13 protein-coding genes and 1 tRNA gene are annotated in these 12,901 nt (G+C 46.4%); 11 read left to right on the top strand and 3 right to left on the bottom strand.

Annotation, left to right across the window (positions count from 1 at the left end):
* Positions 1-781: 781 nt before the first annotated feature.
* Positions 782-2,749, bottom strand: coding sequence for a bifunctional DNA primase/polymerase (locus tag GTO89_RS16565; protein ID WP_161263208.1), 1,968 nt, complete (start codon positions 2,747-2,749; stop codon positions 782-784).
* Positions 2,750-3,208: 459 nt separating this feature from the next.
* On the opposite strand from GTO89_RS16565, the gene GTO89_RS16560 reads away from it, so the two are divergent.
* The 11 genes from GTO89_RS16560 (at position 3,209) to GTO89_RS16510 (ending at position 11,454) form a co-directional block, all read left to right on the top strand.
* Positions 3,209-3,412: a helix-turn-helix transcriptional regulator gene (locus GTO89_RS16560; RefSeq protein WP_161263207.1), complete on the top strand. Its 204-nt coding sequence runs from the start codon at positions 3,209-3,211 to the stop codon at positions 3,410-3,412.
* 71 nt (positions 3,413-3,483) lie between these two features.
* On the top strand, positions 3,484-3,909 hold the full coding sequence (locus tag GTO89_RS16555) for a phBC6A51 family helix-turn-helix protein (protein ID WP_161263206.1): 426 nt from the start codon (positions 3,484-3,486) through the stop codon (positions 3,907-3,909).
* Positions 3,910-3,968: 59 nt separating this feature from the next.
* Positions 3,969-4,673, top strand: a complete 705-nt coding sequence (locus tag GTO89_RS16550; protein ID WP_161263205.1) for a hypothetical protein — start codon at positions 3,969-3,971, stop codon at positions 4,671-4,673.
* On the top strand, positions 4,666-4,941 hold the full coding sequence (locus GTO89_RS16545; protein WP_161263204.1) for a hypothetical protein: 276 nt from the start codon (positions 4,666-4,668) through the stop codon (positions 4,939-4,941). The genes GTO89_RS16550 and GTO89_RS16545 overlap by 8 nt, the downstream gene beginning before the upstream one ends.
* A gap of 1,069 nt (positions 4,942-6,010) precedes the next feature.
* Positions 6,011-6,277 (top strand): hypothetical protein, encoded by a 267-nt coding sequence (locus GTO89_RS16540; RefSeq protein ID WP_161263203.1) that lies wholly within the window; start codon positions 6,011-6,013, stop codon positions 6,275-6,277.
* A gap of 11 nt (positions 6,278-6,288) precedes the next feature.
* Positions 6,289-7,986, top strand: coding sequence for an IS1634 family transposase (locus tag GTO89_RS17205; RefSeq protein WP_161263202.1), 1,698 nt, complete (start codon positions 6,289-6,291; stop codon positions 7,984-7,986).
* Positions 7,987-8,197: 211 nt separating this feature from the next.
* Positions 8,198-8,464: a helix-turn-helix domain-containing protein gene (locus tag GTO89_RS18010; protein WP_407929504.1), complete on the top strand. Its 267-nt coding sequence runs from the start codon at positions 8,198-8,200 to the stop codon at positions 8,462-8,464.
* Between the two features lie 754 nt (positions 8,465-9,218).
* Complete coding sequence (locus GTO89_RS16525) at positions 9,219-10,169, top strand: stalk domain-containing protein (protein WP_161263200.1); 951 nt, start codon at positions 9,219-9,221, stop codon at positions 10,167-10,169.
* Between the two features lie 8 nt (positions 10,170-10,177).
* Positions 10,178-10,390: a hypothetical protein gene (locus tag GTO89_RS16520; protein ID WP_161263199.1), complete on the top strand. Its 213-nt coding sequence runs from the start codon at positions 10,178-10,180 to the stop codon at positions 10,388-10,390.
* Positions 10,391-10,529: 139 nt separating this feature from the next.
* Positions 10,530-10,835 carry a hypothetical protein gene (locus GTO89_RS16515; RefSeq protein WP_161263198.1) on the top strand — a complete coding sequence of 102 codons (306 nt, stop codon included), beginning with the start codon at positions 10,530-10,532 and terminating at the stop codon, positions 10,833-10,835.
* 37 nt (positions 10,836-10,872) lie between these two features.
* The gene (locus GTO89_RS16510; protein WP_161263197.1) at positions 10,873-11,454 is read left to right on the top strand and encodes a hypothetical protein; all 582 of its coding nucleotides are present in this window, start codon (positions 10,873-10,875) and stop codon (positions 11,452-11,454) included.
* 63 nt (positions 11,455-11,517) lie between these two features.
* Here GTO89_RS16510 and GTO89_RS16505 read toward each other — a convergent pair whose 3' ends face one another.
* Complete coding sequence (locus GTO89_RS16505) at positions 11,518-12,465, bottom strand: HEPN domain-containing protein (protein WP_161263196.1); 948 nt, start codon at positions 12,463-12,465, stop codon at positions 11,518-11,520.
* Positions 12,466-12,745: 280 nt separating this feature from the next.
* Positions 12,746-12,822 (bottom strand) — tRNA-Pro (locus GTO89_RS16500).
* Positions 12,823-12,901 lie beyond the last annotated feature (79 nt).

Genomic DNA, 12,901 nt, shown 5'->3' with positions numbered 1-12,901 from the left:
AGATGAATTTGCCAATGGGGTAAAAGGAGGGGTACGATTCCCTTCAACCGATACGGAATTTTCGGGGTGGTTAATGCCAGGTCACTCGTATCAATTTGGTACGCCTTCAAGATGACGACTAATCAAATCGATGATTCGTCAACCATCAAAAGATTTTTGTAGAGGCGTGAACGGCAGGTCTGGCCGAAAATCCCCATGGTGACGTTAGGGGCATCAACTCCGCCGTGTGCCCAGTAATAGCCATTGGTCTAACGGCGATATAACGTCAAACCTCGAATGTCCATAGGCATCACGTTCGGGTAGCAAGATGCGACTTGGTCAACTCATCGCACCTTGTCATCTTGTCGTCTTGTCATGTTGAGACTATAACGGGTAACGACAGACATGTTCTCATCTTGTCAAGTTGTCACCTTGTAGATACGACATAACATCTTCTCAACTTGTCATGTTGTCACTTGAACCCCGCCATACCATAAAAAACATAGCCAATATAAAAAGAGAAGAGAGGGATTAACTTTATTTATTAAATATTTTGAATATTATATATTTTATATAACTATAAATAGAGAGAGGTGGGAGAAAAGTTAATCCTTCTCTCCCTTTCTTTTTGGTTAGTATTTTCCTTTGGCCTGGGTCGTACAAGACGACAAGTTGACAAGTTGACAAGATGCGAAGGTGCTTTAATGACCCGCGATAACCTTGAGTGCAAGTTGACAAGATGACAAGGTGACAAGATGCTATGAATAAGCGAAACCACATCTTATCGTCGCATTTGTATAGGTCAGAACGACGCCGTTAACATTTGTTCCGATAACGTCCAGTACCAGGGTGAAGCTTGACCTTGACCGGAGGATTTATAGCGAGCAATCCCCAACGAATCGGCTGCAGTCCGAAGTTGGCTTTCTGTATATCCCTTCGATAACGCTAACTCTTTTATTTTGCCAGCTTCTTTCGGCCCATCCATAAGTTCTTCTTTTAGCCAGTCCATAACGGAAGCCTTTTTGCCTCTATTTGAGGAAGGAGCGGTTGGGTTGCTTAACAGGTCATGGTCAGTTAACTCCGATTCGCCTGTCCAGTGAAAGCCATCTTTATCCATACGATAGCCCATCGCAGGTCCTTTAATATCAATACTGCTTTTGATTTGAACAAAGGCACGGTTTTCTGGATCATTGGGATCTTGTCCAGCTAATAGCACACTTCGTGCTGCGGCAGTAAAGTCAATGCTACCCAGGCCCCGGTACTGGCTTTTGCTGCCCGTTGCCTTGGATAAGTGGCGAATGCAGACTATCGCACAGGAGTGCTTCTCAGCAAGTTTTGCTACCTTTGATAGAATTGGCCGAACATGGTTAGCCCGGTGCATATCTACACCTGTGCCTAAAAATGCCTGAATGGGGTCTACGATAAACAAGACAGGTTTTCGATCTTCCAAGTATTCATCCAGAAGCTCAAGCTTGGAAAAATCGAAAGCTTCGTCGGACCCATCGATCCCAATAACTGCCTCAATGAAACGTGAATCAGCACCGAGAATATCGAGTCGCTTCTTTAATGTGTCAGCTAACCCATCCTCCGCAGTAGCATAAAGAACCCTGCCGGGGCCGTCTATACCTTCAAATTCCCCGCGAGAGACCTTTGCTGCTACCGCCAAGGATACCCAGGTCTTACCGCAGCCTGGATCGCCTTCGATTAAAGTCAGCTTGCCTAGAGGAATGTACGGATTCCACAACCACTTCTCATCAATAGCCTCGACATCGCTCATGAGTACGGTACTTAAACTCTGTTTCCGATTTGTTTCTGGTTCATACCGGCCGACACTCTTGGCGATGGTACGGACCTCTTTTTCCGGAAGGGGAGGTTTACATTTCAGCTTGTTCTCTTCCAACAGTGCCTGAAGCATCGCCGGCTCACTCATCCCGCGACGCCGCATCGTACCAGCGAGACTGGTAAGGTGCGTATTTCGACCGCCGCTGATAATGGAAACGTTATCCGTTTGGGTGTCGGATGGGGAGTTGGTGGTAACTTCTTTCTGCGGTTGCTCAATAGGTTTTTTCTCTCGCGTTTCCATTAAAGAAAGCAGCCACTCAGGGACTTGTAGCAGGCCCTGTTCCGGCCCAATCTTCCACTCGTACTCGCGACCGGAAGCATGGGTGCTCGGTGGGGCCACGATCATTCCGCCGTTGCTGCGAATATCCAGACCGGGGAGGAAGCCTACCCGATTGCGGATATCCTGCCCTTCTTGATAAGTGAACAGATAGTGCCTGCCCAGGTTGCCAGTGGTGGAACGTACGGTCTCGGGAAGTTCGCCATGTTTATTTTTCAATTCTTGAATGGTACAAAGCCCGCCACTTTCCCGGTCAACGTCCAGTACGAGGATGCCTGATGTTTTGCCGGTAGCGATGCCAACGTTTGCTTTTGGCCAGGTGGACCACCATTTGCGGATCGTTTCTTCATCCGTTGTAGCTACTTCCGTCCACTTTGAAACAAGTGGATGCTTTCCTGGACTGGAACATTCGTATCCATTCGTGCAAGAACAGCGAACCTTCTCCTGCTCATCAAACTCGGGCCAATGAAGGGGGAGCACTTTCCATCCACGACGGGCGTAGCGAATCGCTGATGCGAGGAGTCGATTTTCCTCAGCCACCGTTAAATGGCCATCAACGATTTCCTGATGTAATTGTTGGTTCACGGTGGTCGAGCCAGAAGATGTGAGATGAGACGTCGGTTCACAAATGTTCTGCCCAGCGTTGTTCAATACGGTCCCTCCTGATGTTTTATATGGACGAGGTCGTAGGCACGATTTGCCTAATGGCACGAAATCCTACAATCACATCATCCAAAAGGAATGTTAAATTCGCTAAGGGCCGAAAGAACTTGGGTGGAGCAGCCGGTCAACAGGTGTGGGGAGGTTCTTGTACATCCTGTTGCCACTATCATAATAACGTTAATCCCGGTTCATTGTAATAGTGGGCTTATGGTATAAATTCCGTCAATTCACCTGTCACAAATCGAGATGAATTACGATCAACCTTTCAGAGTAGGGCGTTTGTAGTCTGTATCTACCTGTACTTCATAAAAAGTGTAATTGCACTTGTAAATCTTATCGCCTGCCCACCTATATAATGAAAAAGCGGTGAGGGCCAGTGTTTTCGGCTGGCTCTTATTTTTTTTCCATCGAGGTAGAAAAATCATGCCACCGAGAGGAGGTGATCCAATGGCCACGTTAACCCCCGAATCGATCCGCATCATTCGTACCCACCTCGGCCTTACGCAAGGACAGTTGGCCCGTCGATCCGGCATCAGCACCGCACTCGTATCTTCGATTGAGCGTGAGGAAAAACGACTGCTGTCAGAGGTGGAGCAACGTATCCGATCAGCCCTGGCGATCAACGACGACACCGTTGAGGAAATCCTCTAGTTGCACAGCAAGGTCAACGGTCACCGATAAACCTATTTATATAGGAAATAACAATCACAAGGAGGCGTGCCATGTTTGCAGAAAGCCCTAACCTGCTTATCCGGCGTAGGGAATACAGCTATGAGATGTTGCAGGCGATTGAGCTACTCAGCCTACCCAACAAAGGCGGCCATACGTTGAAAGAGATTGCCGAGATTTGTGGCGTCAATGAGAAAACCCTCCGACGCTGGAGGGCTGAGGAAAACTTCCAGAAAGAGATCCAGCGACGGGTGCTGCAAAGCGTTAATGAGATGCTGGCCGATGTGATGGACGCGACGGTGGCCAGGGCGGTCGATGGTTCTGGCAAACATGCAGAGCTGGTGCTAAAGAGCCTCGGCATCCTCAAGGATCAGCACAATATCGTAGCGACCCAGGCCGAATATGATCCCCGCAGCAATGAGGCCATCGAACGGGAAATTGAGGAGTTAAAGCGTGAACTTGCCAAATTTGATGAGTAGGTGATGTGGTGTCAGCAATTTCACACTTGCGATAATTATGGAGTAGGGGAGAGCAAAGCATGGATTATCGGCAACAGCTACAATTCTGTGAGGACGATGCAGCCAGTATGCAGGCCAAAGTGGATGCCATCGTCGATGAAAAGAACAACGCCCGTATCCGTCTTGCCAACTTGAAGAAAGAGTACAGCGAGATGCTGTTCAATGATCTCCCGCAAGCAGAAGTATCCAAAAAGAAACGGGAAATGGAACGTCTCAGCCGTGAGGTAGAGGATTACGATGAGCGGATTGAGTTTGTTCGCCAGATGCGAATCGAACGGATGCAGGAGAACCTGAACACGCTGAACGAAGCAAAGGAAAAATTCTGGAAGGACATTTCAGACGAATATGATGTCATGATGTTGGAAGCCCGGCGATTGAAAGCCGAGCTTCTTTTGCATTACCGTAAGATTAGCGAAAAGAAAGAATTGCTAAGGTGGTCTTATGAGCGTTTTATGACACAGGCGAGTATAAGTCAGTTGGAAAAGACAGACCCAGAAAAGTACAGAAAATATAAATATTCAAAGGGAAGACCGCCGCAGTACTGGTTCTCGAGCACCTATACCGGATCTGATGTGACCGTATCTCCGCTTGAAGGCGAGATGTCTAGGGCGTTTGAGCAAGGAGTTGTTCCCATTTGGGTACAGCTCTACGAAAAGACAGGCGAGATCGTTTGGAGGGATAACGAAGCCCAACAAAAATTACAGGAGTTGAAAGATAATGAGTAAAGTTTGGAAGTATCGCTCGAATGCAAACGGTGACCTGCTGAAGATTCTTGTGGAAGACGGCGAGGAAGTCGTAATGAAGCCCATGACCTCGTTAGAACTGCTGGCCCTAGGCTATGAGCGGTTGAACCAGGAACGAGAAGCGAGGGAGAAGGCAGCGGGAAAACAGCAGCCCACTGCGGTGCCGCTGAAGGAAGACGATTCCACCGATTCCCTCGCGTTAATACGGCGTGGGTATGAAGAAAGTGAGAAGAAACGGCAGAACGGCTAGGACAGATCGACAGCGGAAGGGCCAAGTGCCTTTCCGCTTCTTTGTCGTTGTGGGGAAAGACTGCCAGACCCGAAAGGCCACGACCTCTAAGCGACGGCCAATAAACAGACAGCCCTCGCTTGATATCTGGACGGACGTATCCATCTGAATTGATAGGCAGACTTTACCGTCGGTCGTGAGGGCGGACTACCTCTCGGGTTTTAAGGGCAAACTCGCCTTCACGTTGATAGGACGTACTTCCCCTCGGACATTGTGGGGAGATTTGCTGACGGTCAGTATGGCCGGAATTCGCCGGTTGGTGGCCGGGTGTGGTGGCCAGTGGCGGTTGCTGCCTTGCTTGGCCGTACCGTTGCCAATCGCAATCATCGGCAGATCAGCTCAGCGTGGATCTAAGCCGACAATCTTACCCCATCCATGAAGGTACACTTCTCGTATTCAATTATCAAAGAAGCGGTGCCGGTACTGTGTCCATAGATCGACCTCCTTCTTGTTGAGATGAAGATTCTAGCGGTATTAGCTCATGTAGATTTAGTTTTGGGGAGACGGTTATGTTCGATAGATTCCCTCCTCTGGGATGTTCATTGATTGACGGTTATTGGCGATATTAGCTCAATCTTAATTTGTCGGGAAACCAGTTATGGCCTATAAAATTCCTCCTTTGCGATGGTGGTGGGGGTCGTGGACATCATCGCTCTAGTGGGGGAGGAAGTCAACATCAAACAACAATTAGAATCTACGCTATGAATACAAATAAATCCATCGAAGGAAATGGTGAGTTGCTGTCGAAAAATTAATAGGATTTCTTCGAATGAGGGGTATCCTAATGTTGAAAAGAATAATAGCAATTATTAACTGTTGCTTCTTTCTAGTACTAATTACGGCCTGTAGCCCTATGTCCCATTCCCATGCAAACTCAACTAATCAGGGGGACAAATTAAGACAATCAGATATTGAGTACGGTATTTCGCTAGAGTATCCAGCTTCATGGATATCAGTCAAAGATTATTCACACAGGCACCAAGGAGTCGAGGGTTATTTCGATTATTCAGCTCTTAAGGGGTGGGATGGTTTGTCTATCGATGAACTTGCAGCGAATATAGCAGATCATAAATTAAATCCGTATGGAACTTATCCCCTTTTTGAAAAAACGATTGTTAATGGGCAAGAAGCCCGCATTATTAGGCCTTCTGCTGATCAAACAGAAAAAGATTTATCTGCTTGTATAACGCATCTTCAACACCCCACTCCGGGGTGTTTTTACTTTTTTAATGGAAATAGGATCCATTTAAAGGAGTTGCCGATTTCTTGTCGAATCATCCTCCTAAAAGTAACGTAGGGGGATGCCCGATGGAGCACGTAACCACCACTCCGGATACCGTGGATGTTCTTTCCGTAGGCGGAATGCCGATTTTTGCGGAGTACTGTCGAGAAATTGGGATCCGCGAGATCATCAACGATATGCTCCGGTGGGACAAAGAGCAGTGGTCTGCTACCCCGGGGGACTTGATGGTGGCCATGTTGGTCAATTTGATGGCATCCCGGACGCCCTTGTACTTGATTCGCAAGTTTTACGAAAACACGGATTTGGATTTGATCTTCGGGCCGGGTGCGCTTTCGCTGGATGCCTTGCATGATCGGCACTTCGGTCTCTTGCTGGATCGCATGTACGAGGCGAATCCGAAGCATGTTTTTGATATGGTGTCCACGGTCTCCGTGGTTCGCCACGGCATTGATCTACGACAACTCCACTCCGATACGACATCCCAAAGCGTATATGGCGCCTATGAGGGTGAAGGAGAATTGTCGATTACCTACGGCTACAGCAAAGATGGGCGACCCGATCTCAAACAGTTCCTCTATGGGCTTGTTGTCGCAGAAGGGGTTCCCGTGGCCGGGAAAGTGATGAACGGGAACCAATCGGACAAGACCTGGAACCGTGATGTGATTGACGAATTGGCCGGCCTCGTCGGGCACCATGTCAGCCAAAAAGTCATGTATATCGCCGACTCCGCGCTGGTGACCTTGGAGAACCTGAAGCGTCTTCATGATGTGGAGATGCTCTTTGTCATGCGCCTTCCGGGAACGTATCAACTGAGCAAAACCCTGAAGCATGCGGCAGAGCAGGCAAACGATTGGAGGAATGTGGGCGCCCTCTCCGACAAACCCGACGCCGCCACGTATCGTTTATGGGAAACGACAGACGAACTCGATGGCCGAACCTATCGCTTCTTTGTCATTCACTCCAGTTCCCTTGCTGGTCAAAAGGCGGGCATGCTGGAGCGTCAGGCGAAGCGAGAAAAAGAAGCGCTGGTGAAAGCGGCTGCGAAGCTGCAAAAACGCCTCTACGCCTGTGAAGCGGACGCACAGGCTGCGCGAACCGAATTCCTGTCTGCCTACGCTACGGCATTGCATTCGCTATCGGCGGACGTGGTGGCGATTCAGCAAGAAAAAACCACCCGTGGACGCGGTCGACGCCCAGCCGGATTCGTACCCGAATACGAGACCAAGTGGCAGGTCGGTGTTACTGTGGGCGACATCGACAAAACGCGACTGGCGGCCGCACAGCGCAGAGAAGAAACCTTTATCCTCATGACCAATGACACGATGGAAGATGCCGTGGAGCTCCTTCGCCGGTACAAAGGGCAAATCACCGTTGAGAACCGATTCCGTTGGCTCAAGGATCCTGCCGTGGTAGATCAGATCTGGCTGAAAACGCCGAATCGCATCATGGCCCTCGGCTATGTGTTTCTCATTGGTTTGTTGATCTACAGCTTACTGGAGCGTAGGCTACGTCAAAACATGGACAGGGAGACGAAGCCCATCCGGCTCCCCGGAAACCGCTTATCCAAATCACCGACGGCGGCATCGTTTATGCAGTTGTTCTCCGATGTGGTAATCCTGATTAACCCGCAAACGGATGGCACCGTTCGTCGTGTCATGCCTCGCCGATTTGACACTCCAGAACTGCGACGCGCAGCCGCACTAGCCGGGATTGAATTTACGCGGTTTACGCTTCCGCCGAAAGTTCAACATCGCAATTCTTAAACCATAGCTGCGATTGGACTTAAATTAAATTCATTGGCGGAGCACTTTGGGGGTGTCGAAAATGGGGTATAATCAAATATCCGAAACCAGTCAAGATTAATGGTGATGTTTATAACTACATCATATTGTGGGGAGATAAAGACCACATAGATAACATTATCAAAACGCTATCTTTCCTAGAAAAAGAAAAATAGAATTTATTGTTAGCGAGGTGCACGCTTTGAAGTTCCGTGAGAAACTCATACTAATCCGAAAAAGCCGAAACCTAACCCAGCAACAAGTAGCCGATCGAATGGCGGACATGACCGGCTCAAGATACATTTACTCCACTATATCCAACTGGGAACGGGATAAATGCTCTCCCAGCCCGGAGTATATAAGGTTGCTGGCGATCTCTCTAGGGTGTTCAGCAGATGAACTTCTGGGCGTGGAAGAGTTCAAGAAATCAATCAATATAAAACTCCCATCTGCAATATAGTCAAAGCAATGAACGAAGGAGAGATTTTCAATACATCCAAACCTCATTGCCCCGCCAGAGGGCTACAAACCAAAGTTTCGATCCGGCGACGCATGGTGCCCCTACTGCGGAAGAGAAGTCGAGTTCATATGGGACGAGTGCCTTTGCGTTGCCAAATGTTCCAAGTGCAGCATCACCACCCGTGACTTCCATACCCGTCGATATAACGGGCTTATGAAGAATAACTCGTTAGACCAGTCGTTTGAAGCCGCAGTTCGTAAGGCCGATAGACGGCGGTTGGGCCGGGGCGAGAGGGAGTTAAATTTATTCGATTTCGTAGGTGACAGCTAATAACGGTGTGCACACTGGAATATTACAAAGATAAACTAAAAAAGCATGAATTTACAATTTTTAGGCGAATAGTCTCCCATCAACACAACAAGGATGGGGGATTACGACAGATGTATTCCAACGCAGAAGATCTTCTCCAAAAGATCAACCAAAAGCGGCATGAAGCATCGAGGTTTTTACTCGAACGAAAGTTAGACCAAGCAGTTCGTGCTTCCCGAGAAGTTGATCTGCTGAGAGAAGAATATTACCGAATGTTAAACAGCGGACGTCAACAGGGTTGTTCTAATGTACGTTAGCAACAAAAAAGCGTGGCCCTTAACGCTGGGTCACGCTTTTATTTTCCCCACAACAGCCCATCCCATTGAAGGATATGGATATTGTACTGTCGAAAAAAGGAGTGAGTTTCTGCATAGGAGGAAAATGGATGGGCTTCAAGTTACCTCTTATAAGGATGGTAGCTCCAACAGTAGTACTAACGTTAGCAGCAACATCCTTTATAGGACCTGCTTCGGCTGCTCAAACGCCAGCAGATCAATTGATGATCAGCAAGTTCCAAATCGGCAGCACCGCCTACACGATCAACGGTGAACAGCGTCAAATGGATGTCGCCCCTTATCTCAAGGATGGCCGCACGATGATGCCTGTTCGCTACACCGCCTACGCCATGGGCGTAGCGGATAGCGGGGTCACTCCGTTGCCCAACGGTCAAGGTGCTAAGGTGGCTAGGCAAGACGCGGCAGGTGCAACTGACAAAGTAGAACTTCGCACCGGCAACAAAATCGTCAGCTCGGGTGGCATCGGTATGCCAGATGTCGTCGCCCCCGAAATCACTAGCGATCGCCTCTTTGTCCCCCTGCGTAGCGTGGTACAAGCCCTGGGTGATGAAGCCTTTTACAACCCCGATACACAAGAAGTCACTGTCGTCACCTGGAAGAAGGTACCTGCCAAAGCCAAAAAGCCTTCAAACCTCCCGACTTCCCTTACCATCAGTAAAGACACCCACCCCAACATCATCGTACAAGACCCACGGGGCGGCTGGATGGTCAATGTCCCTGAATACCTCAAGCTATGGGGCATCCCCGAACAAAACATGCTCTACTATGTAGATCCCGAAACCCAACAAGCGGGTTTATTAATTCGTGGTTTCGAGGGAGCCGAAGGCAGCCAGTTCATGGTGATGTACACAGGCGAAAAGTTTGTGTGGTTCGCGGGACCGGGGAAGAGCCCCTCTAACGAAAAAGCTTATGGACATTATAATCAAGATGAATCCCTTTATACAGGAAGTCTTGTAGGTCAGAGCGTTGCAGGCTTAACTAACACAAATAACAACACTGTATTTACACAAGGCACTCTTACTGTACGTCCTCCGCAGTAGGTGATATCGTGAAAAAACAATTTATAGGTCTACTGGTAACTATTTTTATTGCGTTTTCTTCTACACCTTGCTTAGCCGACGACGATACGGGTTCTGGCGGTACAAATTATGGAGGCTCCCCCTTCGGCTCCACCAAACCCTACCTCAACGGCTACGTCCCCTCAACCATCCGCCTACTTGACAAAGACAACACCAAATACTACGTCATGATGGAATCCTAAGCTATCAAAACTGGGATTGCACTGGCTAAACAAACTTGCAGACCAACAGATCTCTAGTGGTTGTGATTTATCGAACCTGCCATCATTCCGCTAGGCCAAAATATGAGGCAGTGTCCAGATTATAGGAGGACATGGTTTTATGGATTTGAGAAAGCAATTTCATGAAGATATGGTCAACGTGTACATACAGGCTAAAAAAGAAGCTAAGTATAACGCCACAAGATTTTTACAGATGGTGAGCGAAAAAGGTGGTTATGAAGCTGCCAAAATACTAATCTCGAAAGACGCACCGTCGGATGGGTTTACGAAGTTGTATGAGGCTGGCAAACTAAATTTGTCAGTCGAGGCTTTGATCCTCCGAGAAAAGTACGTATCTTTGTTCACCGATGACGAAAGAAAAGTTTGCAGTGAGCGTCTCGAAACGTACAGATATAAGCCTAAGTAAATCCTGTTGTTTGAAAAAACGAAAGGGAGATGTCTCAATGTCGGAATTAGATACGCTAATACACTCATTGGAAAAAGAAGTGAATTATTGCAAAAAATTCGACAGCACCTTTCCTAAGTCCGACGATTATTGTGAGTATGTCTTAGATTGGATAAAGAGTCACCCTGGAAAAAACTGGTGTAAGAAAAATGGTACGGGCTTTTATGATATCATTCAAAAGAAAGAGAAACCGTTTGGAAACTTGACGGATGCAACTTTAGAGGATAACGGGATTTACTTGATTGAGAGCGACGAGAAAAAGTTGATATATGTTGGGAAGGGCGAGAAAGGTAATCGTATTTTAAACAGGGTGTTCGATCATGTAATGCCACCACATCCACAATGTCCGTATCTTGATTACGAGACGCATGTTAATTCTCAGCAAATGCAAAATACTCCCGAAATTTGGGTAGAGCATCTTATCAAGGGTAGGAAGATCAGAATCGTATTGTATGTTGGAATAGATTCTTTTATGGGAAGACCAATCGAAAGTACGTCTTTCATCGAACATAGAGTTTATAACGATTGTATTAAACTTTTCCGACATAAGCCATTTTACAATAAAACAATACCTAGATAAAAATCTAATGAGGTCCATACTACTAGATTCTTTTTATTTAACCATGTATTAGTTTGGGAGCTGTTACTCCCAATATTCAATGATATTTATATCTTTAACTTGATCTGCAAGCATATGATTTTTCCAAACGGCTTCAACCGAAGCTGGAATGAGCTCTCTTAACCGTAAATTTTCATGTTCTATTAAATTTAATTCTTTTTTTGATATTGAATTGCCGCCGTGTATGATTGAGGAACGAATTTTATATAGCTTATTAAACTCCGAGTTTTTAAGAAGTTTCAAATCATTCACTAACAATTCTTTTATCAAAGTCTTTTCAGCAGGTTCATATGATGTTTCACTGTGACAATGTATACACTTGGTTATCTCGTTTTTGCATTTTTTGCAAACAGGAAATGCTTTATTTGATTTTTTCACTTTACTAAGACATTCTAAAGCTATCATGAAGAATATAAATTTTACATCTGGCTGCTTTTCTAGAAGCCCTTTTCGATAAAAACGAATGCACTTAAGTATTCTTGTCCGGATATTGTCATCTATCCAAGTCATTGCACGAGTTGCTTCCTGCAGTCTATGTATAGTCTCCGAATCGAATACTCCAATCAAAGTTACATCAACAGAAGCAACACGTGTTTTTTTATTGTCCATTTGGGAAAGAGTAATCCCAGTTTTTACCGGGTCAAACCGACCTTTTGTTAGAAGTGATATTAAATCGAGTCTTTGATTCACTTTTTCTACTGCTGTTTGATGAGCGATTTCTCTATTCTCAGCCTTTACAGCAGTGCTTATTCTATATAGAATATAATCTTTTTTATCTAAATTCTGATCGTTAACAGTAAATGTATTATTTAAGACTATGTTTTCCGAATTGTTCTTCACAATATGGTATTCCTGATTCGACCGATACTCTTCTTCAACTTCAAAAAGAACATCACCTAGTCGAAATGAAGAAGTGTTAAAAGGTAATGTTATAAAACCCTTAACAACAGTCTTGAAAGAAAAAACTTGCATTTTTTCATACTCCTCGAAATGTTAATTCCCTTCCTAAAATGTTAACATGATCAAAATAAAGGATTCAATCCTACGCAAGAAATAATGACTTTATGAATCTGTCCCTACCCACGTAGTGACACTAAAATTAAAAGAAACCCCTATATCCACACAGCAAAAAAGCCAGGACTACTCATCCTGGCCTTAACTATCTCCTCAACTTTTAACTGTTCAAACACCATAGGCGTCAAGTCCCCACTGTATCCTCTGCCTAACTTCATTAAACCTCGGATAAAATCAATGGTCGGGGCGACAGGATTCGAACCTGCGGCCTCTTGGTCCCGAACCAAGCGCGCTACCAAGCTGCGCCACGCCCCGCCTCTGCAAAAGTTATTCTACTACAACTCGCCGACTGAAGTCAAGAGATAGAGTGGGGAAGAGGCGCCGATCCTCTTGC

Origin of the sequence: Heliomicrobium gestii, from assembly GCF_009877435.1 — a bacterium.
Classification (GTDB): Bacteria; Bacillota; Desulfitobacteriia; order Heliobacteriales; family Heliobacteriaceae; genus Heliomicrobium; species Heliomicrobium gestii.
The sequence above is the reverse complement of the archived record's forward strand: the minus strand, read 5'-3'. Positions and strand labels throughout refer to the sequence as shown.